Source organism: bacterium (genome assembly GCA_023150945.1).
Classification (GTDB): Bacteria; Zhuqueibacterota; Zhuqueibacteria; order Zhuqueibacterales; family Zhuqueibacteraceae; genus Coneutiohabitans.
In genome coordinates this window covers 234,697-259,706 of sequence record JAKLJX010000001.1, presented here as the reverse complement: position 1 = coordinate 259,706, position 25,010 = coordinate 234,697, and the positions used below count along the sequence as shown (strand labels likewise).

At 58.3% G+C, this 25,010-nt stretch carries 9 protein-coding genes, 2 tRNA genes and 3 rRNA genes; 2 read left to right on the top strand and 12 right to left on the bottom strand.

Annotation, left to right across the window (positions count from 1 at the left end; translation table 11 throughout):
- Positions 1-236: 236 nt before the first annotated feature.
- The 8 genes from L6R21_01045 to L6R21_01010 form a co-directional block, all read right to left on the bottom strand.
- Positions 237-9,572, bottom strand: a complete 9,336-nt coding sequence (locus L6R21_01045; protein ID MCK6557757.1) for a T9SS type A sorting domain-containing protein — start codon at positions 9,570-9,572, stop codon at positions 237-239.
- A gap of 545 nt (positions 9,573-10,117) precedes the next feature.
- Complete coding sequence (locus tag L6R21_01040) at positions 10,118-11,926, bottom strand: protein kinase (GenBank protein MCK6557756.1); 1,809 nt, start codon at positions 11,924-11,926, stop codon at positions 10,118-10,120.
- Between the two features lie 249 nt (positions 11,927-12,175).
- Positions 12,176-12,292: ribosomal RNA gene (gene rrf / locus L6R21_01035) — 5S ribosomal RNA — on the bottom strand.
- An 87-nt stretch (positions 12,293-12,379) separates the two neighbouring features.
- Positions 12,380-15,391 (bottom strand): 23S ribosomal RNA (locus L6R21_01030).
- Positions 15,392-15,477: 86 nt separating this feature from the next.
- Positions 15,478-15,550, bottom strand: a tRNA-Ala gene (locus L6R21_01025).
- Positions 15,551-15,576: 26 nt separating this feature from the next.
- Positions 15,577-15,650 (bottom strand) — tRNA-Ile (locus L6R21_01020).
- 115 nt (positions 15,651-15,765) lie between these two features.
- Positions 15,766-17,325, bottom strand: a 16S ribosomal RNA gene (locus L6R21_01015).
- Together the 16S, 23S and 5S rRNA genes with 2 tRNA genes alongside form the textbook arrangement of a ribosomal RNA operon.
- Before the next feature lie 506 nt (positions 17,326-17,831).
- On the bottom strand, positions 17,832-18,293 hold the full coding sequence (locus L6R21_01010; protein ID MCK6557755.1) for a hypothetical protein: 462 nt from the start codon (positions 18,291-18,293) through the stop codon (positions 17,832-17,834).
- A 373-nt stretch (positions 18,294-18,666) separates the two neighbouring features.
- Here L6R21_01010 and L6R21_01005 point away from each other — a divergent pair, with 373 nt between their 5' ends.
- Positions 18,667-20,331 carry an amidohydrolase gene (locus tag L6R21_01005; GenBank protein ID MCK6557754.1) on the top strand — a complete coding sequence of 555 codons (1,665 nt, stop codon included), beginning with the start codon at positions 18,667-18,669 and terminating at the stop codon, positions 20,329-20,331.
- Between the two features lie 128 nt (positions 20,332-20,459).
- Here the strand turns inward: L6R21_01005 and L6R21_01000 are convergent, their stop codons facing one another.
- Positions 20,460-21,209: a CDP-alcohol phosphatidyltransferase gene (locus L6R21_01000; protein ID MCK6557753.1), complete on the bottom strand. Its 750-nt coding sequence runs from the start codon at positions 21,207-21,209 to the stop codon at positions 20,460-20,462.
- Positions 21,210-21,543: 334 nt separating this feature from the next.
- On the opposite strand from L6R21_01000, the gene L6R21_00995 reads away from it, so the two are divergent.
- Positions 21,544-22,716 carry a citrate synthase gene (locus tag L6R21_00995; protein MCK6557752.1) on the top strand — a complete coding sequence of 391 codons (1,173 nt, stop codon included), beginning with the start codon at positions 21,544-21,546 and terminating at the stop codon, positions 22,714-22,716.
- Between the two features lie 35 nt (positions 22,717-22,751).
- Here the strand turns inward: L6R21_00995 and L6R21_00990 are convergent, their stop codons facing one another.
- From L6R21_00990 to L6R21_00980, 3 genes are all read right to left on the bottom strand, one after another.
- Positions 22,752-23,531: a hypothetical protein gene (locus tag L6R21_00990; protein MCK6557751.1), complete on the bottom strand. Its 780-nt coding sequence runs from the start codon at positions 23,529-23,531 to the stop codon at positions 22,752-22,754.
- Positions 23,532-23,691: 160 nt separating this feature from the next.
- On the bottom strand, positions 23,692-24,396 hold the full coding sequence (locus L6R21_00985) for an SDR family oxidoreductase (GenBank protein ID MCK6557750.1): 705 nt from the start codon (positions 24,394-24,396) through the stop codon (positions 23,692-23,694).
- A gap of 131 nt (positions 24,397-24,527) precedes the next feature.
- On the bottom strand, positions 24,528-24,938 hold the full coding sequence (locus L6R21_00980) for a hypothetical protein (protein MCK6557749.1): 411 nt from the start codon (positions 24,936-24,938) through the stop codon (positions 24,528-24,530).
- Positions 24,939-25,010: the final 72 nt, after the last annotated feature.

Sequence of the window (25,010 nt, the reverse complement as noted above, 5' to 3'; positions counted from 1 at the left end):
CTGCGTGCAACCCACATCGCGACTGACCAGAGGGACACCGTCGGACTGCAAGCTGTTCAATGCGATTTCCGTCCGGCTCGCGCCGTTCTCACCGCCGCGGCGTCCGGCACGCGGCGCGTGGTGTTGCGTGCCGCCGCTCTTGCCGGCGCCGGCTTGCAATTCACCAAAACAAAAAGCCACCGGCTCTCTTGTCGGGAGCGGGTGGCTTTGCAGCAGTCACTGAGGCCGCGTGCGGATCATTTGATCATCTGCATGCTGCCGGTGAAGACTTTCTCTCCGAGGGCCAGCCGGTAGAAATACATGCCGCTGGAAGAAGGACGGCCCGATTTGTCCCGGCCATTCCATCTCACCTCGTGCACGCCCCGCGGCATGTCCTTGTTTACCAGGGTGCGCACCAGCTCGCCGCGCAGGTTGAAGATTTGCAGACGCACACTCTTGTTCTCCGCCAACACGAAGCGAATCGTGGTTTCGGGATTGAATGGGTTGGGATAACAGTGCGCCCCTTCAATCAGCGGCGTCACGGCCAGAGCCGCTTCCGCCGCGCCAAACTTGGCAGTGCCGGGGATCAACTGATTGTACCAAATGGCATCATCAGTGAGATTGGCGGCCACCACCAACAAGCCGGTGGCGGCGGTAAACGGCTGCGCCGGCACACTGAGGTTGTCAAAATCATCATTGCCGTTTGCAAACAAGACTGCGGCCGGTTGCGTTTCCAACGTTGACTCAAAGCCAAGCTCGCACATTTTGTATTCGCCGCGCGCCGGCGCCGTGGTGCGAATGCCCATCACATAGAGGCGGTTGTTGGCCTCGTCGATCGCCAACGCCGGGCTGCGCCACGGCTGACTGCTATTGGCAGTGTTGACTTTGAACTTGCTCCACGAGCCATTGCTGGCGCGCCGGTAAAGCGTGTTGGCGGGGTCAGTGCCGGCCGCGTTGCTGTTGGCGGTCAGAACATAGATAGTGCCATCGCCCGCGGCCAGCGCGGAGAGTTGCGCCTCGGCCTTTTCGTTACCAAAGAAAGTGAGCGCGGCGCTCTCGTCCGACCAGGTGCTGGCCGCCGCATTGTCGTCATGCTTCAAGAAACCATAGGTCGTGCCGCCATCGGAAGCCAGCATACCATAGATGACACCGAAATAGTTGTTGCCGCCGGCGCTGAATTTGACGGCATCGACCATACCGTGATCGCCGGTGATGCCGGATTTGAGCGTCATGGTATTCGACCAGGAGGTGCCATTGTCGGTGGATTGCCGGGCTTCGAGGCTGCCGGTGTTGACGCGAAGCACCCAGAGATGGCCATTGGCGCCGCGCACGAGACATTGTGGCCGCAGTTCATCATCATGCGTGAAGCCGGTCAGCGTCGTTGAGGATTGTACCGCCCATGCGCCGTTGTTGTAGCCCACCCTGCCGAAGCGCGAACCGGTATCCAGCGAGGCCAGACCGAAGAAGCGGTTGTTGGCGGGATCGGACACGAGGTCGATGCGCGAGTTCTCGTTGTACTCCATCAGTATGTCGCGCGTCCAACTGCCGCCGGCATACTTCCAAAGATACCAATCATTGACCGTGCGATCATAGGCCACCAACCACCAAACGCCGTCATGGTGGAAGATCTTGCTTTGATTGGAGGCATCGAACAGCCGCGTGGTGTTGGCATGCGTCAAGGTACCGGCAACCACCGGCGGCGGCGCGACCAGCGAGTACGCTGGTGAAGTTGCATCAACCGGCTGGCTGCTGGTTTGCACTCGCAGCGTGTAACTTCCCGCGGCAGCCGGATTCACGATACCGGCGCCCACACTGAACTGCAGCGTAACATTCGCGCCGGCTGCCAGCGAGTTCGGCACCGTCACCACAGCGCGCCGCGCCGCGGGCGTGGTCGTTATACTGGCCGTGCTCGCGCCATTGACGGTCACGTCAGTCGTCGCGATGCTCGCCGGAACGGTGGTGCCTTCCGGCCAGGTGACGGTAATGGTGCCGCTGGTGCCGGTCAAATCACCCTGGCTGCCCAGGGTGAGTGGAATTTCATAGCTCGCCAGCCGGCTCACCGTGTCGGGTTGAACGGTAATGTTCCCCACTGCCACCGGCACCGGAGCCTGCAAGTTGTAGGCCGGCGAAGCCGCCTGCACCGGTTGCGCACTCGTTTTCACTTGCACCGTGTACGCGCCCGCCGTGGTGGGATTGATGATGCCGGCAGCGGCGGTGACGTTGAGCGTGACATTGGCATTCGCCGCCAGGTTGGCGGGTACAGTCATCACTGCAAAACGGCCGGTGGTATTGGTGGCGACACTACTCGCGGGTGTGCCATTCACCGTGATCGCGCTGTTGGCAATCGTTGCCGGCACCGTCGTGTTGGCAGGCCAGGTCACGGTGATCGTGCCCGAGCCGCCACTCAAGCCGCCGGAACTGCCGAGCGTGAATCCCACCGTGTAAGCCGCCACCAAGCTGGTGGTGGTTGGATTCACCGTCACGCTGTTGACCGTTACCGGGCTGGGCGGCGGCGCCCCGCCGAGATTGACCCGGTTATAGTAAAGCTGCAGCTCGGAATCGTTCTCAATGGCGATCATAACGCCGCTGCCGCTGGTGTGATTGTGCTGCGCCACCGAGGGATTCACAAAGTAGTTGTTGCTGCCCTCGAATATCGTCACCATACTGGCCGATTCGAAGTCACCCTCACTGCCAATGGCTGCTTTCTTGTAGAACCCGCGGCGGGTGGAGCCTTCCGGCGCACCGATGGCATAGAGGAAATTGTTGCTTTGATCGATGGCGAGCGCCGGCCGCGTCCAGCCACCGCCGCGATTGACCGCGAACAACTGCCAGGTGCCGTTGGTCGCGCGCTTGTATAAGCCGTTATCGACGATCGAGCCGCCGCCGCCGTCAGTCTTGGTGATGAGGTAGACTGTACCGTCATTGGCGACCGCCATGTTAATGTGATCATCGGAGACCGTACCGCTATAGGGCGGCAGGTTGGTGCTTTCATCCGTCCACGCCGAAGAGCTTGTGCCGTCTTGGTGGCGCAAAAATCCGACGATGGAATTGGTGGTGGAATTCTCGGAGTAACACACGCCCATGAAGTCGCTGCCGCCGGCAGAGAAGGCATGGCAATCGGTGAGTGCGGTGTTATGCAGGCCGGTCTTGAGGACAATCACCCCCGACCAACTTTGCCCGCCGTTGGTGGACACCACGCCCTCGAGCTGGCTACTGTTCACCCGGAAACCCCACAGCTCACCGTTCTTCGCGCGCGAAAAACTGATCGAATATTCACCGGAGTGGGTGAATTGCGGCAAATTCACCGGATAGCCGGAGTCTTTGCTCCATGCGCCGGAGCTGTAGGTCAGACGCAGAAACTGCGATTGCGACGTGCCCGAAACAAAGATGTAAAGCTTGTTGCTGGCATTGTCGATAAAGCAATCGGGGCGATAGGATTTGACATCGCCGAGGACCAGGCCTTGATCGGCCCAGTTGGTGCCATCAAATTTCCACAGCTTCCATTTGTTCTCACTCTTTTTCAAGCCTGCCAGCCACCACTTGCCGTCATGATAGAAAACGCGGCTTTGATGTGGCTTGTCGAATTCGCCGCCGGTGCCCGCAATGGCGGTGCCGGTTCCCGAAGGCGGCGGATTGGGCGAAGGATCGATCGTGTAACTCGGAGAGGCGGCCTCGGCCGTCTGCTTGCTGGTGCGCACCATGAGCGAGTAATCACCGCTGATGCCGGGATTCACGATTGCAGCCGCGACCGTGAACACGAGCGTCACGCTGGCATTATTGGCGATCGCATTGGGTACGGTCACCGTAGCCTGGCGTGTCGCGCTGTTGGCGCTCACTGCGGCCGCACTCACACCATTCACCGTAACATTGCTCGCGGAGATGCTGGCTGGCACTGTCGTGCCGGAGGGCCAGGTGACGGTGATCGTGCCGCTGCCGCTGGTCAAGCCGCCATAAGCTCCCACCGTGACTGGAATGGTGTAACTCGCCACTTCTCCTGCAATCGTGGGATTGACGGTCAGATTGCCGACCACCACCGGCGGTTGCGCGGTGATTGCATAGCTCGGGGAGGTCGCGAGTGAATCCTGCCTGCTGGTAAAGACAGACAGCGTGTAGGATCCCGCGGCAGGATTGACCACTCCCGCCGCCGCGGTGAAGAGCAATGTGACACCGGCGCCGTTGGCGAGCGTAGCCGGAACGGTGACCATTGCCCGGCGCAGTGCCGGATTCGTCGTCACCGCGCTTGCCGAAGCGCCATTCACTTTGACATTCGCCGGCGCCATGGAGGCGGGCACGGTCGTTCCTTGCGGCCATTCCACTGTGATCACGCCGCTGCCGCCGCTCAAGCCGCCATAAGCGCCGAGCGTTAGTGGCATATTGTATTCTGCCGCTTCACCGGCGTAGTTCGGGTTGATGCTGATCGCGCCGACTGCAATCGGCGGCTGCGCGTCGATAAAGTACGCGGGAGAAACTGCAATCGAATCCTGCTTGCTGGTCGTTACCTGCAGCGAGTAATTGCCGGTCGTGGTCGGATTCACCAGGTTCGCTGCCGCGGCAAATGCCAGCGTCACGCCGGCACTGTTGGCCAGCGTCGCGGGCACCGTCACGGTGGCACGGCGTTGCGCCGGTTGCGTGGTCACTGCCTGAGCGGCAGTGCCATTCACGCTGACATTGGCAGCATTGATGCTTGCCGGCAGATTGGTATCATTGGGCCAGGTTACCGTGATCGTACCGCTGCCGCCTTGCAGCCCGCCGTGTGGACCGAGCGTGAGAGGAATGCTGTAGGCCGCGGCCTCGGCCTCAAAGTTCGGAGTCACGCCAACGGCGCCCACGGCCACTGCCGGTTGCGCGATAATTTGATAGACCGCCGAAGTGACGCTGCTAGTTTGCGCGCTCGTAGAAACGCTGAGTTGATAGCTGCCTGCTGCTGGATTGGCCACGCCTGCCGCCGCCGCGAAAACCAGCGTGGCATTGGCATTGCCGGACAAAGTCGCCGGGACCGTTACCACAACACGGCGCTGCAGCGAATCAGCGGTGACGGCGTTCGCCGCTACGCCGTTGACCGTTACGTTGGCAGCAGCGATCGTCGCGGGCACGCTGGTGCCCGCCGGCCAGGTGACGGTGATCGTGCCCGTGCCGCCGGTCAATCCTCCATTCAAACCCAAAGTCATTGGAATCGAGTATGAGGCCGCCGCAAAGGCACGATTGGGATTGACGGTGACATTGCCAATCACCACCGGCGTCGTGTCGATCAAGGCATAGGCCGGGGAGCTGGCCGGCGGCGCCTGCTGGCTGGTGAAAACTTGCAGGGTATAGTTGCCAATCAAACTCGGATTGATGAGATTTGCCGCCGCGCGGAAGAACAGCGAAGCGGCGCCATTCGCCGCCAAATTCGCCGGAACCGTGACCACCGCCCGCCGCAATCCCGCATCAGCCGAAACCGCCGCGGCAGCCACGCCGTTGACTGTGACGTTCTCCACAGCAATCGCCGCCGGCACCGACGTGCCTTCCGGCCAAGTCACGGTGATCGTGCTCGCGCCACCGGTCAAGGCGCCCTGCGCGCCGAGTGTAATGGGAATCGTGTAAGCTGCCGCAGTGGCGACTTGATTGGGTTGGACCGTAATCGCGTCGACGGTCACCGGCACAGCCGCTGCGATACTATAGACCGGCGAAGTGGCCGGTGAACTTTGGCCGCTGGTGAATGCTTCGAGCGTGTAGTTACCGGCCGTCGTGGGATTGACCAGACCGGCGTTGGCGCTGAACGCCACCGAGACATTGGCACCGCCGGCCAGCGTGCTTGGCACCGTGATGACGGCGCGGCGCAATGCCGGGTTCGTGCTCACACTGCTCGCGGCTGCGCCGTTGATGGTCACTTGACTCGGCGTAATCGTTGCCGGCACAACGGTGTTGTTGGGCCAGGTTATGGTAATAGTTCCGACGCCGGCAGCAAGCCCATTGGTCGCGCCCAAGGTGAGACCGATGGTGTAGGCTGCCGTCAATCCCACGGTCGTGGGCGATACCGTCACACTGCTGAGACTCACCGGACCGGCTGGCGGCGGACCGAGCGTGAGCAAATTGTACCAGGTCTCGACCGCCGTTTCATTTTGCACCGCCACCAACATGCCCGAGGCGCTGGTGTGATTGTGTTGCGCCATCGAGGGATAGATGAAATTCATCGCCTCCCGCGCGAAGAGATTGATGGTCTCTGCATTTTCCAGTTGGCTCTCACTGCCGAATGCGGCCTTCTTGAACTGGCCATATTTCGTGGGGGTGGTGCCCGTGCCGATGACGTAGATTTCGTCGTTGGTTTCATCGAGGCCGATCACCGGCATATGCCAGCCGCTGCCGCGGTTGACCGCAAATCTCTGCCAGAAGCCGTTGGGGGTGCGCTTGTAAAGTCCGTTGTGCACGGCTGAAGCGCTGCTGCCATCCGTCTTGGTGACGAGATAGACCGTGCCGTCGTCCGCCACCGTCATGGCAATTTGGTCATCGGCATTCGTTCCGGTAAAGGGAGTCAACTGCGCCGTCTCGTCGGTCCAGACGTTGCTGGCCGCGCCATCTTGATGGCGCAGAAAGCCAAACACCGCGCCGGTCACGGTGTTCTCGCCATAACACACGCCGAGATAATCAACGCCGTTTGCCGTGAATGCGCGACAGTCCACCATACCGGTGCTGGCGTGCAGCCCGGATTTCACCACAAAGATGCTCGACCAATTCAGGCCTTCATTGGTGGAGCGCACCGCTTGCAACGCCGAGTTGCCGATGCCGAAAATCCACAGCTCGCCGTTGCGGGCGCGCGTGAAGCACAAGGGATTGTCGTCAATGTGCCGCACATTCGGCACGTTGACGGGATAGCCGGAATCAATCGACCATGAGCCATTGCCGCTGTTGTAACTCAAACGCAGAAAGGTGGATTGTGAAGTGTGCGAGAGCAAAACATAAAGCCGGTTGTTGAGGCCGTCAACGAAGCAGTCCGGCCGCGCCGCACTTGAACTTGAAATCTCGAGCTGTGCAGTCCAGGTCGTATCCACCAGACGCCACAGCTTCCAGCGCTGATCGGCCTTGTTGAGGGCCGCGAGCCACCAGTAACCGCCGTGATAAAACGTGCGGCTTTGATTCGGCCGGGCCAGGCCATCACCTGTGCCGGTGACCGGCCGGCCGGTGCCGGGCGCCGGCGGCGCGACGGGATTGATGGTGTAAGCAGGCGAGGTCGCTTCGGGAAGTTGCGTGCTGGTGTGTGCGGTCAAAGCGTACTGGCCTTCGGTGCCGGGATTGATGAGGCCCACGCTCGGCGTGAACACGATACTCACGCTCGCGCCGTCCGCGAGGCTGGCCGGCACCGTTACCGTTGCCTGCCGCTGCGCCGCTGAAGCGGTGACGGCATATGCCGCCATACCATTTACCGTGACGGCACTGCTATTGATGTTCGCCGGCACCTGCGTGCCCTCAGGCCAGGTGATCGTGATCGTGCCGCTGTTGGCTGCCAGTCCGCCGCCCTCGCCCAGCATGATCGCAATGGTGTAGGCAGCAAGCGCTCCCGCGGTGTCCGGCGCCACCGTGACGGCGGAAATCGTCACCGGCGTGGCAGGATCGATGGTGTACGCCTGCGACACCACCGGTGTAGGTTCCGCCGTGGTTTCGACCTGCAAGGTATAGTTTCCGGCGACCGAAGGATTGGCGACATCAGCGGTGGTCAGGAACACCAGCGTCACACTCTCGCCGGCGCCAAAGCTGGCCGGCACGGTGACCGTGGCCTGCCGCAGTGCGCTGTCACTCGCCACAACTGAGGCGGTCACGCCGTTGACTTTGACGCTCGAATTCAGAATCGCCGGCGGCACCGTCGTGCCTGCGGGCCAGATTACGCTGATTTGGCCGGCGCCGGCGAGCAGCGCGCCGGCAGAACCAAGCGCCATCGGGATGGTATACTCCGCCGTGTTCAAAGTGAAATGCGGTGTCACGGTGACATTGCCGACCGTTAGCGGAGAGACGATGGCATATGCCGGTGAATTGGCCGGCAATGGCTGCGCGCTCGTCGCAACCTGCAGGGTGTAGTTTGCCGGCGCCGCAGGATTGAGGATGTTGGCGGCGCTCGCAAACACCAGCGTGACACTGGCACTAGCCGCTACCTCGGCCACCACCGTGACCGTGGCTTGGCGGGCGCCGGGATTGGTCGAGACTGTGCTCGCCGCAACGCCATTCACGGTGACATGCGCGGCGTCAATCGTTGCGGGGACCGTCGTGCCCTCGGGCCAACTCACCGTGATCGTGCCGTTGCCGGCCGCCAAACCGCCGGAAACGCCGGTGGTGAATGCGATTGTGTATTCTCCCGCTGTGGCTGTCGTTTGCGGATTGACCTTCGCCGAGTCAACCACAACCGGCGCACTGCCGGCGGTGATATCAAGCTTGTTGAACCAGATGTCGTTGGCGGTGATGTTATCGGCGGTGATCAACAAATCCGTGTTCGAGTCCAGCAAGCCGGCGGGTACGCTCAAGTCGCTGAATGCCTGCGTGCCATTCGCCAATGCCGTCTGAATGGAGGCCGCGGCCAGGGTATGCTCCTGGCCGATGAGGGCGGTCTTGTATTCGACAATATTGCTGGGGACATTGCGGCCCAACAGATAGAGCCTGCCATTCTCGCCGTCAATGGCAATCGCGGGCGATTGCCAGGCAACATTCGAATTCACTGCGTTGACGACAAAAGCCGACCAGGTGCCGTTCGCATTGCGTTTGTAGAGGGTGTTGCGCGGATCGCTCGGACCGCCGCTGTTCGTGCGCACAAACATGTAGACGTTGTTTCCGCCATCCACTGCCATGCACAGGTTGTTTTGCGCGTTCTCCGTGCCGAGGGGCATCACCTGCGCAGACTCGTCGCTCCACACGTTGTCAGGATCGCCGTCGCGATGGAGAAAGAACCCGAAGCGTCGCGTGCCATTGCCCGCTTCGCCATAGCCCACGCCGACATAATTGCCGCCGGCGGTGGTGAAAGCCACGGCATCGGCTGTGCCCTTGGGGTCATTGAGATTCGACTTGATCGTGGTCACGTTGCCCCAGGTCACACCGGCGTCGGAAGAACGCTTCGCCTGCAGCCGGCTGCTGTCCACGCGAAAGATCCACAGATCACCGTTCTTCGCCCGTGTCATGCTGACCGGATTACTGTGGTCGAGGTTGACAAAATCCGTGAAAATCTTTTTGGGGAAGCCGGGATCGATCGTCCACGTGCCGGCGGAGTAGGTGTAGCGCCGGAGTTTGGGCTGGGTGTGATGCGAGCTGAACACATAGAGCTTGTCGTGCGCGGCATCGAGCACAACATCAGGAAGGTAACTCGTGCTCTTCTCGAGCTTGTTCGTGCGGCTCCAGGAGGTGCCGTTGTATTTCCAGATATACCAGGTGGCCTGGCCCTCATGGAAGGCCAGCGCCCACCAGACGCCGCCATGAAAGAAGATTTTGCTCTGGTTGGACTTTTTGTACTCGGCCGTTGTCGTTGTAGCGAGCGTTGCGCCGGTCTGCGCCAGACCGCGGCCGCCGAGGCAGAGAATCAGCAGCAGACTCGAAAGCGCCACCTGAAGAAACCGCTGGCATCCTGTGTAACGAGACATACCTCTTGTCCTGTAGATTCGTTTGCTGAGTGATTCGCAGCATGTCAGGCATTCTGCGCATGCCCCTTGGTGGCATGGCCGGCCGCAAGCACGCGACCGGCTCGCCGGCAGTTGCCGGTTCAAAAGGAAAACACCGGCACTAAATCGTGATCGTAAGTCGAAGTCCGGAGTTGCGGCACACCGCCAGTTTTGACGCAAGACCATCGCATGCAACTGGCCGGGTTGAGATTTGCTTCAAGGTGCACAAAATTGTTGAGTGAATTGATCATTCAGTCCCCGCCTGGCGGGTTCGAGCCGGTGGCTCGTGGTAGGTGAATGCAATCGACCAGCCATAACCTGGGCAAGGTGATTTCGATCAGGAGATGATCATGAGGGCTGCTGAGGGTTGGCAGACAGAGTTTACATCAGCGCAGCACAGTTCTCATCGCGAAGGTAATTTGTATATCCGCGATAGTACTTGCGGCTCAACGAGACTGCGGAATTCCGGCGGCCACCAGATTTCGAGGACTTGAAACGGAGCGGGGGTTGGCGGGAGTGTGGGGGCGCTACTCTCTCTTCATTTGAATGACAATGGGCTGGTATTCACCGCCGCGCACACTGACTTTTTTGGAAGGCTCGGCCATCACAAAACCAAAGCTCCTGACGGTGATTTCATAGTCGCCGATGAGCACGCGCTGGCGCGAGCCATCCGGCTTCCAATCGGCTTGCTGTCCATTCAAAAAGACGGCGCCGAACACCGGATCGCCGGCTTCATCGAATGCTTGCAGGCTGATTTCTCCCAACAAATCAATGGCGAATTCCTGGGATTCTTCCGCTTTCACGACAAGGCGGCGGTTGACAGCCGGGTAAGCGACCAGCTTGAATTGCAGCTCATGCGGCCCGGGAGTGACCGGTACGGTGATCATGCCGGTGACGGGTTTGCCGAGGCTGACGCCGTCGAGATAGATTTCACTCGGCGGCCGGGAAATGATGCGCAGCCTAACATTGGTCACCGCGGGCCGTGCCGTCACAGCAACCAGCGCTGCTGACAGCATGGCGGTGCCCTGCCTTTCGATCGTCACGGCCTCGCGCCACACTTGAAAACCCGGCAGATGCAAACTCACAAGATAACGTCCCGGCCGCAGGCTGTCGAAACGCGCGGGCGTCTTGCGATCCTGGTTGAGGCCGTCGATCTGAATCATTGCGCCTTCTGGAATACTCCGGATTTCGAGGCGGCCCGTTTGCAACGGCGTTGCTGCCGGCAGGCTGGTGGGGATCTGCGAATGGGCCGTGCTCGAAGCTGGCTGCGGCGGCCGCGCTTCGGGTTGAGGCTTGCGAAAGAAATAGACCAGCGCAATCACCAAGGCAATGGCCGCGATTCCCACAAACGAAATGGCGGGCCAAAGCCGGCGGTTGGAGTTTGTGGCGGGTGCCGGCGCAGGAGTCGTGGCGATGGGTGGCGCCACTGGCGTCAGTGCGGGAGTCGTGGCGGGCTTGGGCGTTACCGGCAGCGTCGGCTGGGAATAGATGAGTCCCGGCTGGCTCTGCCGCCTCGGGAACTCAGCGAGCGCCAGCAACACCTCTGCTGCAGCTTGATAACGGCGCTCGGGCGTTTTTTCGAGCAATTTGAGAATCAACGCCTCGAGTTCGATTGGCAAATCCGGGTTGAGCGTCCGCGGGCTGTCCGGCACTTCATTGACGTGTTGATGGCAGACGCTCATCAAATCGCCCTTGAAAGGCGGCGAGCCGGTGGCGCATTCGAAAAGCAACACGCCCAGGGCATAGAGATCTGAGCGGGGATCGAGTGCCTTGCCGCGAATCTGTTCAGGCGACATGTAGGTGGGAGTGCCGATGACGCTGTCCCCCACGGTCAGGCGCGCGAGTTCGTCGCCGCGGATCAGACCAAAATCCGAAAGCACGGCGTTATGGCTCTGATCGAGCATGACGTTTTCTGGCTTGAGGTCGCGATGGACGAAATTGTTGACGATGGAATGAGCGTACGCCAGTGCTGCGGCGAGTTGACTGGCGATCTGAAGGACGATTTCGACGGGCAGGGGACGATTGGGATGAAGCAGGCTGCGCAGGGTACGGGGCAGGAAATTCATGACATAGTAGTGCACCTGCCCTTCCTGGCCGTGGTCAAAAATCTTGATGATATTGGGGTGATCAAAGCGGGCCACGGCAGCCGCTTCCTGATGAAAGCGCCTGACCAGGCTTTCATCACGGGTCGAGGCTTCATTGAGCACCTTGACCGCCACGTCACGATTCAAATTAAGCTGGCGGCCGCGATAGACCTCAGCGAACGCGCCTTTGCCATAGAGCTCGAGGATTTCGTAGCGACCGCTGCCGAGTATGCGGCCCACGAGCGAAGCCATGCCAGCCACCTGAGATTAGCGAGAATGCCCATACCGAGTTGCGGCATGGGGAATATTTCAGTTCCTTGGGAGGGCAACATACTTGACGGTGTGCACCGTCTGAAATGCCGGGCCAAACCTCACCTGGCGGAAATAGGAAAAACGGAGGCAAAATGCAACAGAATTGTCGTACCGCGGTGCAAGGGGCAGAGGGGGGACAGCAAGAGACAAAAAAGGCCTCCCCAATTTTCATCAGGAAGGCCATATAATTTCCGGCAACGACCTACTCTTCCACCTCGTCACCAAGGCAGTACCATCGGCGCAGGAGGGCTTAACGACTCTGTTCGGAATGGGAAGAGGTGTGACCCCTCCGCCAAAGTCACCGGAATTTTTTTACGACTATAGATCAATGGATGTATGCTTGCGAGATGAAGAACAAAATCCAGAAATCATCTAGCGCTGAGAGTGAAAAAAATGGTTAAGCCGCACGGCTGATTAGTACCACTCGGCTGAAAACGTTGCCGTTCTTGCACCTGTGGCCTATCGACCTCGTCATCTGCGAGGAGCCTTCAGCGTCGCCGAAGCGACAAGGGAAATCTCATCTTGGGAAGGGTTTCGCGCTTAGATGCCTTCAGCGCTTATCCCATCCGGACACAGCTACCCAGCTATGCCACTGGCGTGACAACTGGTATACTGGAGGTCCGTCCACTCCGGTCCTCTCGTACTAGGAGCAGCATCCCTCAAATTTCCTACGCCCACAACAGATAGGGACCGAACTGTCTCACGACGTTCTAAACCCAGCTCACGTACCGCTTTAATTGGCGAACAGCCAAACCCTTGGGACCTTCTCCAGCCCCAGGATGCGATGAGCCGACATCGAGGTGCCAAACCGGGCCGTCGATGTGAACTCTTGGGCCCGATAAGCCTGTTATCCCCAGAGTACCTTTTATCCGTTGAGCGACGGCATTTCCATACACGACCGCCGGATCACTAGCCCCTGCTTTCGCACCTGTTCGACCTGTTAGTCTCACAGTTAAGCTCCCTTATGCGCTTGCACTCTACGCATGATTGCCGACCATGCTGAGGGAACCTTTGGGCGCCTCCGTTACAGTTTGGGAGGCGACCGCCCCAGTCAAACTACCCACCTAGCAGGGTCCCTACACCCGATCAGGGTGCCAGGTTAGTGTCTCAATATAACAAGGGTGGTATTTCAAGGTTGACTCCCCGACGGCTGGCGCCGCCGGATCGACGTCTCCCACCTATCCTACACATGCAATACCGAAACACAGTGCTAAGCTATAGTAAAGGTTCATGGGGTCTTTCCGTCCCGTTGTGGGAAACCGGCATCTTCACCGGTACTACAATTTCGCCGAGCCTCTGGTTGAGACAGCGCCCAAGTCGTTACACCATTCGTGCAGGTCGGAACTTACCCGACAAGGAATTTCGCTACCTTAGGACCGTTATAGTTACGGCCGCCGTTTACTGGGGCTTCGATTCAAGGCTTCTCCCGATTGCTCGGGATGACCTCTCCTCTTAACCTTCCAGCACCGGGCAGGTGTCAGTCCGTATACGTCGTCTTGACGACTTCGCACAGACCTGTGTTTTTAGTAAACAGTCGCCCAGGCCATTTCACTGCGATCCCGCTCAGCTTTGACCCGCGTAGGATCTGACCAAGCAGGACACCCCTTCTTCCGAAGTTACGGGGTCAGTTTGCCTAGTTCCTTAACCAGAGCTCGCTCGAGCACCTTAGGATTTTCTCCTCATCTACCTGTGTCGGTTTGCGGTACGGTCGCCTATCGATCTCACTTAGAGGTTTTTCTTGGCAGCATGGTACATGTCAGTTGGTTTGGCAAAAGCCGCATTTCCCATTCGCTTCTCGGAGTCGTGGTCGAGCGGGTTTGCCTACCCGACCCTCCTACCAGCTTAGACCAGGATATCCAACACCTGGCTGACGTTCCCTTCTGCGTTACCCCATCGTTCAGACGATCTCAAGACGGTACAGGAATATTCGCCTGTTTCCCATCGCCTACGCCATTCGGCCTCGGCTTAGGAACCGACTAACCCTGAGCAGATTGACTTTACTCAGGAAACCTTAGATTTTCGGTGTCCCGGGTTCTCGCCGGGATTATCGCTACTTATGCTGGCATAATCATTTCCACTTCCTCCAGCGCACCTCGCAGTGCACCTTCGCAGGTTGGTGGAACGCTCCTCTACCGCTCAACCTTGCGGTTGAGCCCACGGCTTCGGTGGTAAGCTTAGTCCCGATTATTATCGGCGCAAAATCGCTTGACCAGTGAGCTATTACGCACTCTTTAAATGGTGGCTGCTTCTAAGCCAACATCCTGGTTGTCTGTGCGATTTCACATCCTTTCTCACTCAGCTTACACTTAGGGACCTTAGCCGATGATCTGGGTTGTTTCCCTTTTGGCGAAGAAGCTTATCCCCCCTCGCCTGACTCCCATAGAGCAAGTGTACGGCATTCGTAGTTTGGTTGGGTTTGGTACCCTTGTGAGAGCCCTAGTCCATCCAGTGCTCTACCTCCGTCACTCTCCTATGAGGCTAGCCCTAAAGCTATTTCGAGGAGAACGAGCTATTACCAAGTTTGATTAGCCTTTCACCCCTACCCACAGCTCATCCCCTGAATTTTCAACTTCAGTGGGTTCGAGCCTCCACGACCTGTTACGATCGCTTCACTCTGGCCATGGGTAGATCACCTGGTTTCGCGTCTACTCCATGCAACTCAATCGCCCTATTTGGACTCGCTTTCGCTTCGGCTTCTCTGCTCAACAGATTAACCTTGCTGCACAGAATAACTCGCCAGCTCATTATGCAAAAGGCACGCGGTCACCCCGAACAAGTCGGGGCTCCCACTGCTTGTAGGCATATGGTTTCAGGTACTATTTGACTCCCCGCTAGGGGTGCTTTTCACCTTTCCCTCACGGTACTGGTTCACTATCGGTCACGAGAGAGTATTTAGTCTTGGATGATGGTCCACCCGGATTCCCACGGGATTCCACGTGTCCCGCGGTACTTGGGAGATGAACTCAGGAAGACACTGACTTTTCGCCTACAGGGCTATCACCTTCTTTGGCTGGCTTTCCAGATCGATTCGACTAAGCCGGTGTTTTGTCACTTCCCGACAGGTCTGCACACCCGTCTAGCTCATTCCCGCAACCCTTGCTGTACAACGCATGCAGGCTTGACATACAGCAAGTTTGGACTATTCCCATTTCGCTCGCCGCTACTTTGGGAATCGCATTGGCTTTCTTTTCCTAGAGGTACTGAGATGTTTCAATTCCCTCTGTTGTCTCCATTCTGCCTATGTGTTCAGCAGAAGGTATTCCGCTCAGGCGGAATAGGTTGTCCCATTCGGAAATCTCCGGATCTTCGATTGTTTGCATCTCCCCGGAGCTTATCGCAGCTTACCACGTCCTTCGTCGACTTCTCGTGCCAAGGCATCCACCATATGCCCTTAGTAACTTAACCAAAAATCTTCATCTCAACGATAGATGATTTCTGGAAAATACTAAAGCATACATTCATGAACTTTTCAAAGAACAATCACTCTGCTATGGAGCTGATCGGGATCGAACCGACGACCTTCGGCTTGCAAAACCGACGCTCTCCCAACTGAGCTACAGCCCCTTCTAGTATGGGTACTGATTGCGCAGTGGGCCTGAGTGGAGTCGAACCACTGACCCCTGCGTTATCAGCACAGTGCTCTAACCGTCTGAGCTACAGGCCCAAAACTAGAATGATCATTCGAAAAAAAAAGCGTGCACATCATCTGCTGTGAAGTCAAGGTGGTCATCTCTGAATTCCGTCGGCGGACAAGCCGCTTGCGGAACGAGACTCCCTAGAAAGGAGGTGATCCAGCCGCACCTTCCGGTACGGCTACCTTGTTACGACTTCGCCCCAGTCATCGATCTCACCTTAGGCGCCTCCATCCTTGCGGTTAAGCCGGCGACTTCGGGTGCTATCGACTCCCATGGCGTGACGGGCGGTGTGTACAAGGCCCGGGAACGTATTCACCGCGGCATGCTGATCCGCGATTACTAGCGATTCCACCTTCATGCAGTCGAGTTGCAGACTGCAATCTGAACTGAGGCTGGTTTTGAGGGATTTGCTCCACCTTGCGGTATCGCTCCCCGTTGTACCAGCCATTGTAGTACGTGTGTAGCCCTGGACATAAAGGCCATGAGGACTTGACGTCATCCCCGCCTTCCTCCGGCTTATCACCGGCAGTCTCTCTAGAGTTCCCAGCATGACCTGATGGCAACTAGAGACAAGGGTTGCGCTCGTTGCGGGACTTAACCCAACATCTCACGACACGAGCTGACGACAGCCATGCAGCACCTGTGCTGGCTCCTTGGCAAGCCAAGGTCCCTTCCCTTTCAGGTTGGTAACCAGCATGTCAAGCCCAGGTAAGGTTCTTCGCGTTGCATCGAATTAAACCACATACTCCACCGCTTGTGCGGGCCCCCGTCAATTCCTTTGAGTTTCAACCTTGCGGCCGTACTTCCCAGGCGGGGCACTTAATGCGTTAGCTGCGGCACTGACCCCGACGGTTCGGGGCCAACACCTAGTGCCCATCGTTTACAGCGTGGACTACCAGGGTATCTAATCCTGTTTGCTACCCACGCTTTCGCGCCTCAGCGTCAGTGACGGACCAGAAAGCCGCCTTCGCTACTGGTGTTCTTCCCGATATCTACGCATTTCACCGCTACACCGGGAATTCCGCTTTCCTCTTCCGCACTCAAGAACAGCAGTTTCAGAGGCAGACTCGAAGTTAAGCCTCGAGATTTCACCACTGACTTACCATTCCGCCTACGCGCCCTTTACGCCCAATAATTCCGGACAACGCTAGCCCCCCCCGTATTACCGCGGCTGCTGGCACGGAGTTAGCCGGGGCTTTCTCTGAAGGTACCGTCAAGTCCCGAGATCATCGGGATTGTTCGTCCCTTCTAACAGAGGTTTACACACCTTGGTGCTTCATCCCTCACGCGGCGTTGCTGGTTCAGGCTTTCGCCCATTGACCAATATTCCTCACTGCTGCCTCCCGTAGGAGTCTGGGCCGTATCTCAGTCCCAGTGTGGCCGATCACCCTCTCAGGCCGGCTACTGATTGTCGCCTTGGTGAGCCGTTACCTCACCAACTAGCTAATCAGCCATAGGCTCATCTCAAAGCGTTACCATGATAAATCACAATAACCTTTACCAGAGCGCCCATGCGAACTCTCTGGAGTATTCGGTATTAGCCCCACTTTCGCGAGGTTATCCCAATCTCTGAGGTAGATTGCCTATGTGTTACTCACCCGTTTGCCGGTTTACTCAGGGTATTGCTACCCCTTTCTCCCTGACTTGCATGTGTTAGGCACGCCGCCAGCGTTCGTCCTGAGCCAGGATCAAACTCTTCGTAGTTTGTTTTCTTGACTCAAAGCAATTGACTTTCACAACGAAATGCTGTGCACGCTATATTTTCAAAGAGCAAGTGTCACATCTGCGATTTCTCGCGCCGCGTATATCGCGACAGCGCAAAATATAATCAAATGAGTCCCGGAATGCAACCTCTTTTTTGCATTCCTCACAGAAATATTCGAACTTGAATCAATCATCGCCTAAAGAATAATGATTGATTCAACTTACCTCCCACTAAGAATCCCTCCCCCCATCACGCCATTCCCTGCCCTAGTCTCTGTTAACGCGCGACTTGCACACGAATGAACACAACCCGAAATAGTCGCGCGTTATCATTTGCAGAATCATCACAACATGACGAAAGCAACTATCCCGCAGTTCAAACACTTCGATTCTGCGCAGGGCTCCGACCTAACTCTCACGTCATCCTATAGTTCCATCCTGACCGGATCAACCACGCGGTCCTGCCCCTACAACTCCCATCAAATCCACGCTGGCTTCTTGCTGATTTACTTCTTCGCGGAAGGCTGCGGCTCCACCTGAATGGTAAACGGCTGTAGGCCTGTATTCTTGATCGCAAAGCCAAGTTGCTGATCTTTCTTCGCCTTTTCCTCCGCTTCCTTCCTCCGATCACCAATGAAATCCACGACTTTCTTTGGGTCCGGATCCTTGGGAATCTGAGACAATTCGTAGCAAACGTCTTCCGCTTCAAAGCTCAATGTGGCTTTGTCTGGACTCAAGGCAGGTTTGTTGATTTTATCTGCGCTCACCCTTTTTGCGCTGGCTTTCTCGCACATGGGATTGGTCACGTAAAGCGCGTCCCCTTTGTTCGTCACGGCCATGCCTGTGTCGATCAGCTCCGTGCCTGCTGAAGTCTTGATTGCGCTCTTTCCCTCGATGTATTGCTCAATCTTTTCATCGGGCTTGAGTTCCTTCTCGACGAGCTGCTTGGTCTTCTTGAAGTTGAACATAGTCTCGCCCTTTCATTGGAATGATGAACAAAAGTGGACTGACCCACCGTGAGCACTCCTGCACACCGTATTTGAAACCGCAATTCCTGCTTGATTAGACCCGGATTCCACGAGCGTTTTCACAACCTTCCTTCGTCGCGCTTGCGCCGCCGGCGGGAATCGAGCTTCGCTTATCCGCAGGAAAATGGGTAGCAAGAGCTGATTCCTCTATTTCAATCGAATTCACTTGCGGATTTGCGGCTGCCGTGTTTTATTGGGCGCAATCCCAAATAGTGTGCGTGAACCTCTTGTTCCGTTCCGCCTGAAGGAGGAAGATGAAATGAGTCGGACCGCCAGCCTTCCAATTGGCCTCTTGCTTGCCGGAGTCTTGCCCATGATCTCCTGCGCTACCAAACCTCAACCTGCCGATCTCGTGCTGCAAAACGGCATCATTCACACCGTCGATTCCAACCACACCGTTGCGCAGGCTGTTGCCGTTAGCGGCGGCCGCATTGCCTTCGTCGGCTCGAATCAAGAAGTCGGGCGCCTGATCGGCAGCAAGACACAGGTCGTCGATCTTCGCGGCCGCACCGTGGTGCCGGGCCTGATCGATAGTCACTACCATTTTCAGGGCGTGGGTAAACGCGAGTTTGACTTGAATCTCGATGGCTGCGCTTCGCTCGCCGAGTTCCTCAGCCGGCTGGAGGACTGGGCCGCCGGCAGACCTGCGGGTGAGTGGATCACCGGCCGCGGCTGGATGGAGGAAGACTGGCCGGTCAAGCAATTTCCCACCCGCCATGATCTCGATCGCGCCGTTCCAGACCGGCCGGTCTACTTGAATCGCGCTGATGGCCACATGGCCGTGGTGAATTCCAAGGCATTGGAGATTGCGGGAATCAACGCGGCCACCCCCAACCCTCCAGGCGGAGAAATCTTGAAAGGCGAATCCGGCGAACCCAACGGCCTGCTTGTTGATCACGCCATGGCGCTGGTGACGCAACACATTCCCACCAACTCGCGCGCAATGCAAGAACGCTACGCGATCGCAGCCAACGACGTCGCCCTCGCTTACGGCTTGACCACGGTGCACGATGCCGGCTCAGGGTGGGAAACAGTCGATTTGTGGAAATCATTGTATCAACGCGGCCAGTTGAAAATTCGGCTGTACGCGTTCATCCGCGGGCCGGGCGCCGATGCCGATTCCCTGCTGCAGCATGCGCCTGAGATCGGCTTGTTCGATCATCGCCTGACCATCCGTGGCATCAAGATCAGCGCGGATGGCGCACTCGGCTCGCGCGGCGCCGCGTTGCTGGAAAAGTACTCTGATGACGACTCGCACGGATTGTTCCTCTTGAGCGACGAGGAGATCTATCCCGTGATCAAGGCTGCCACGGAGAAGGGCATTCAAATGGCAATTCATGCGATCGGGGATGCCGCGAATCGCAAGGTGCTCGGCTTCTATGAAAAGGCGCTGGCCGAAGTACCGGCCGCAGCGCGCCAGATTGCCGAGCCGCGCCACCGCATCGAGCATGCGCAGGTAGTCGCGAGCGAAGATCTGCCGCGCTTCGCCAGGCTGGGCGTGCTGCCCGTGATGCAAGCCAGCCACGCCATCGGCGATCTCCATTTTGCGGTGCGGCGTCTGGGGCTGGCGCGCTTGCACGGTGCCTATGCCTGGCGAACGCTGATCGATTCCGGCTGCCGCCTCGCCGGCGGCTCGGATGCGCCGGTGGAGGAAGGCAATCCCATGATCGAATTCTATGCGGCCGTCGCGCGCAAAGACACCACCGGTTTCAGCGGTGCAGGCTGGCATCCTGAACTCAAAATGACTCGCATGGAGGCCCTAAAATCACTGACGCTTTGGGCGGCCTACGCGGCCTTCGAAGAAGAGTTGAAAGGTTCGATCGCAGTCGGCAAGCTTGCAGATTTGAGCGTGCTGGATCAAGATCCCATGACCGTGCCGGAGGAGCAGCTCTTTCGCATCAAGAACATGTTGACGATCGTGGGCGGGGAAATCGTCTATGATCGTGAACAGGGGGGAATCCTGATTCCCAGAAACTAAGCGGCGCGTAAGGCAGACTGCCATCGCTGGAAATAGTGAAGGACCCTCGTCCAACTGCTTCCAGCCGGCGCAGCGGAAGGATTGGCATCTGCGTTTACCGCAGCACACCGGACGGCAAAATTGCGGCTTCAATTTTGCGGAAAGAACAATTCCAGCAGCGTGGCCCGCTGAGGGCGTGCAGCCGGCGCCGCAGTCTTGCCCCAATCGCGAGGGCGTTCGGCACGGTCACGTTGGTCAGCCGCGCTGAGCAATTGCGCCAACTCGAGCCCATCCACAACCAGCAGGGCCAGCGTTGCCAGGCTGGTCAGCAGTAGCAGGCTGCCCGGCAAAAATATCTCCCCCAGCACGGCACAGGCGAGCAGCAGCCGCACTTCCGTCGGGCCGATTTTGCCGCTGTCGATGCGATAAACCTTTGCGATCGTGTAGTGCACCACAGCAATCAACATGCGGCCGCCATAGGCCACCATGAAAACGATGGGCACGAAACGCAGCGAACTGAAATACAGCGCCAGCCCGGCCGCCACCACGCACAGCGAAATCCAATCCATCATCAAGTCGAGCGCGAAGCCAAACCACTTGCGCGAGCGATTGCGAAAATAAGCCAACCGGCCATCGAGAGAGTCACCCAGCCAGTGAAGGGCCAAGCCGGGGATCGCGCCCAGCAGCCACCAGCGATTCTGCCCCGCGGCAGTCAAGCTCAAAGAGATTACAACGGCGCCAACCAGGCCGAGGCCGGTTAACATGTTCGAAGTCACAAATTGCGGCGTGCGCTGGCACAGCCACGTGATTGCTTGGCGCTCCTGCCGCCGCAACCAATTGCTGCGCTCGCGCGTGTCGTTCTTGCTTGCCTGACGAATCACCAAAGCTGTTACCGGCATAACGGTCTCCAATCTGAGAGTCGAACTTTCTCTTCGTCCATCAGCAACCGATATGCCAGCCATGCCGGCGCGCCGCCTTACTAGAAATCACCTGACCTTAGCTCAATTTTTCAGGCCACCCTGCTGGAAATCCGCTGCCATCGGCGCGGCGAACCACTGTCTCGCGAATTCGAGTGTGAAGCAAGTGACCGCAATCTGCGCAAGAGCTGTACACACGGCTCGCGCTTGCTTTTCGCACATTTTTTACTAGAATATCGTCACCAAATTCGATCATCGTCATTGGACGCCGGCTGCGGAGCCGGCATTGTGAAGTATGCCGGAAAGGAGAGAAGCGATGGCAGAAAAAGTAATGGAGTTGACCGACGCCGCAGGCAATAAAGTGGAGTATCGGCCGGGCTTGGATGGCGTCGCCGCCGCACCCAGCACGATTTGCTCGATCGATGGCCAAAAAGGCGTGCTGCTCTACCGCGGCATTCCCATCGCCGAGCTGGCCGAAAACTCCACCTTCGAAGAAACCGCGTTCTTCCTGCTCTCCGGCCATCTGCCCACGCGCAGTGAGCTGGCTGATTTTGAAAACGCGCTCAAAGCAAAACGCGACCTGCCGGAGGCCGTGCTCGCGCTGCTGCAATCCTTTCCGCCCACCGCCAATCCCATGGATCTGCTGCGCACGGCTGTCTCGGCGCTCGGCCTGTTTGATGATGCCCCTGCCGACAACTCTCTCGCAAAGAATCACCAACGCGCGCTCGGCTTGATTGCCGCCTTTCCCGCAATCGTAGGCGCGATCCAACGCTTGCGCAAGGGGGAAAAGCCCGTGCCGCCGCGCACCGACCTGAACCATGCCGCCCACTGTCTGCATCAGATCAACGGCGTGGTGCCGGATGAATTCTCCGCCAAAGTGCTCGACGTTGCCCTGATTCTGCATGCCGATCACAGCTTCAATGCCTCCACCTTCACCGCGCGCGTTTGCATTTCTTCACTGACGGACATGTATTCTGCCGTCACCGCGGCAGTGGGCAGCTTGAAAGGCCCGCTGCACGGCGGCGCCAACGCCGGCGTGATGGAAAACCTGCTGGCGATCGGCAAGCTGGAAAACGTGGAAGCGTGGGTGATGGACAAGCTGCAGAGGAAGGAAAAGGTGATGGGGTTTGGCCACCGCGTCTACAAAACCTATGATCCGCGCGCGCGCCTGCTCAATCAATACTCGGAAAAACTCGCGCAAATCACGAGCAACCTGAAGTGGTATGAGATGTCTCGGAAAATGGAAGAAGTGATGGCGCGCGAAGTGAGCAGCCGCGGCATTTATCCCAATGTCGATTTCTATTCCGCCTCGGTGTACTACTATCTCGGCCTCGAACCCGAGCTGTTCACGCCGATTTTTGCCGTCAGTCGTGTGGCCGGCTGGACCGCGCATGTGCTCGAACAACTACGTGACAATCGCCTTTACCGGCCGCGGGCAGTCTATCAAGGCCCACCAGAAATGAAGTACGTGCCGATCGCGCAGCGCTGAAACAATGCAGCGACTCACCGCCGAGACTTCTTCTTTCACGGTGAGAGGGAATCGCCCGGCGCAGCAACCGGCGCGCTGATTTCCCAGACGATCGCCAATTCCGTCTTTTCGCCGCGAACCACCTCCACCAATTGGCGCTTCACGCCTAGCCGCTCGTGCCACAAAACCAGGTCATACTGGCCGGCGGGCACACGCTCCAGGCTGAATTCGCCCTTCTCGTTGCTGATGGTGAAGAAGCGGTGCGGCAGGACCAGCACGCAGGCGCGCATCCAGTCATAGCCAATTTCGCTGCGAATTTCCAGCAAGCCGGGCTGGCGCAAGGTATCCGCTGCTACCGCGCCCGCGGTTGGAAAGGCAAAATTGAACACGCTCGTTGCTTGATCTTCAAAAATATCCTGGGTGACCACACCCTGCCAGCCCGGCCGGAATTTGCGCAAGTATCCGCGGCTGTGATGCAGCGTGGCGTCGCGATTTTCAATCACCAACCGATCACCGGCCAGCAACGCTGCCACATGCGGCCGCAAAACGCATTTCGAAATCTCCAGCGTGACTTCGGCCGGCGGCAGTGAGTCCGGCCGGACATTGGCCAAGAACACCACGGCATTCTTCAGCTCCAGCTTTTTGCCCACCACCAACGACTCGTCCACAATCATACTGCCGCACAGCGCGGGATTCTTTGTGGCCGGCCGGCCGGCTGCCAGTGCCGGCAGGCCGGCGAGTGTCACCTTGCCCTTGATTTGCCCAAACGTCGCAGTGAAACTTGCGGCAATTGCCCACAAGATTGCCGTGACGAACAGGCGCGTGCCCAGCCTCATTGCCAACCCTCCTTGTTCTGGTTTGATAATGATCTTCATGCCGGCCGCGCAGCCGTTTTGCCAGCGGCTCGCGTTTGCGACTCCGGAATGTGCCCTGCTGTAACCGGCCCCAGGCGTGACATTGCCGCACGCCGTTGCAATCGGCATCGCACCCACGCGGCTAACCGAAAACCGGCAGCGAGGCCCCGGTGATCGCTTCCGCCTCCTCCGCAGCCAAAAACAGAATCGCATGCGCCACGGCCTCGGGCGTCACCCAGCGGCTGAAATCCGCATTGGGCATGGCTTGGCGATTGGCAGGTGTGTCGATCGTGCCGGGAATAACCACGTTGGCGGTGATGCGATGCGGTTTTCCCTCGGCGGCCAGTGTTTGGGTGAAATTGATAACCGCGGCTTTGGCCGCGCCATAAGCGGAAATGCCGGTGCCGCCGTGCTGTCCGCCCTGCGAGCTGACGTTGATGATGCGGCCGGCGTTCTGCTGCTGCATCAGCGGCAACACATGCTTGCAACACAGAAAGACTGATTTCAAGTTCAACGCGATGATTTTGTCCCACTGTTCAAGGGACATGTTGGGAACGGCAACACCGCCGAAGAATCCTCCCACCAAATTCACCAACACCTGCACCGGCCCGAGCGCGGCGGTTTGCTGCACCATGGCCTGCACGCTGGCCTCTTCCACAAGATTGGCCGCAAAGCCGTGCAGCCGGCCGGCGGATGCTCCTGCCATTTCCTTCAGCTTTTCAAATTCCTGCGGCCGGCGATAGGTGACGGCAACGCGGCCGCCCGCCTGCAAAAACGCCGCGGTCACTGCCGTCCCCAAAGGACCAGTGCCACCGGTAATCAACACAACTCGATTTTGAAAACGCATCGGTTTCACCTGTGTGGTTTGATTTGGAATGTTTGCCGCAAGATCAGCGGCAGAGAAGAGCCGCCCTCAAAACTCGAGTCTCGCGGTACTGCTGCACATGCTGCTGCCACAGGAGATAACAAAAAAACGCCTCAGGACATTTCCAAATCAATGATCCAGCTCGAAGCAAATTCCCCGGCGCGATACAAGACCCCGCGGTTTTGATACTCCGTCGGCGAGATTTGCAGCAGAATCTCGCTGCCGGTGAATTCGCCGTTGTTCGAGAAAAATGTCGAAATGATGGCATCATCCACGAAGGCGAAATGCCCGTGCAGCTCGCCCAGCGCGGGATTGAAGCTGCGCCAGGCGGTAGACAGACTGCCGGCCTTCATGGGCCTGATCTCGTAGCGATTTTCGATCTCACCCAAGTTGGCGGTCAAGATCCAAGCCTGTGCCGTGTGGACGATGCGTGCCTCGCCCGCCACCGGTGTCTCACGGCCGGTTTGATCGACGAAGACGCCGCTCGCTTCCCAGGTGGCCGGCTGCAAAAGGTAGCTGTGCATGATCCTTCGCCTCTCACCTCATTCGGCTGGGCCGCTTGAGTTCCCAATGAACCTAACCTCACCTGCGCCGAT

Excerpts from the sequence above, each read along its gene's own strand:
- L6R21_01045 (MCK6557757.1), bottom strand. The coding sequence starts at position 9,572 with ATGTCTCGTTACACAGGATGCCAGCGGTTTCTTCAGGTGGCGCTTTCG.
- L6R21_01040 (MCK6557756.1), bottom strand. The coding sequence starts at position 11,926 with ATGGCTTCGCTCGTGGGCCGCATACTCGGCAGCGGTCGCTACGAAATC.
- L6R21_01010 (MCK6557755.1), bottom strand. The coding sequence starts at position 18,293 with ATGTTCAACTTCAAGAAGACCAAGCAGCTCGTCGAGAAGGAACTCAAG.
- L6R21_01005 (MCK6557754.1), top strand. The coding sequence starts at position 18,667 with ATGATCTCCTGCGCTACCAAACCTCAACCTGCCGATCTCGTGCTGCAA.
- L6R21_01000 (MCK6557753.1), bottom strand. The coding sequence starts at position 21,209 with ATGCCGGTAACAGCTTTGGTGATTCGTCAGGCAAGCAAGAACGACACG.
- L6R21_00995 (MCK6557752.1), top strand. The coding sequence starts at position 21,544 with ATGGCAGAAAAAGTAATGGAGTTGACCGACGCCGCAGGCAATAAAGTG.
- L6R21_00990 (MCK6557751.1), bottom strand. The coding sequence starts at position 23,531 with ATGAGGCTGGGCACGCGCCTGTTCGTCACGGCAATCTTGTGGGCAATT.
- L6R21_00985 (MCK6557750.1), bottom strand. The coding sequence starts at position 24,396 with ATGCGTTTTCAAAATCGAGTTGTGTTGATTACCGGTGGCACTGGTCCT.
- L6R21_00980 (MCK6557749.1), bottom strand. The coding sequence starts at position 24,938 with ATGCACAGCTACCTTTTGCAGCCGGCCACCTGGGAAGCGAGCGGCGTC.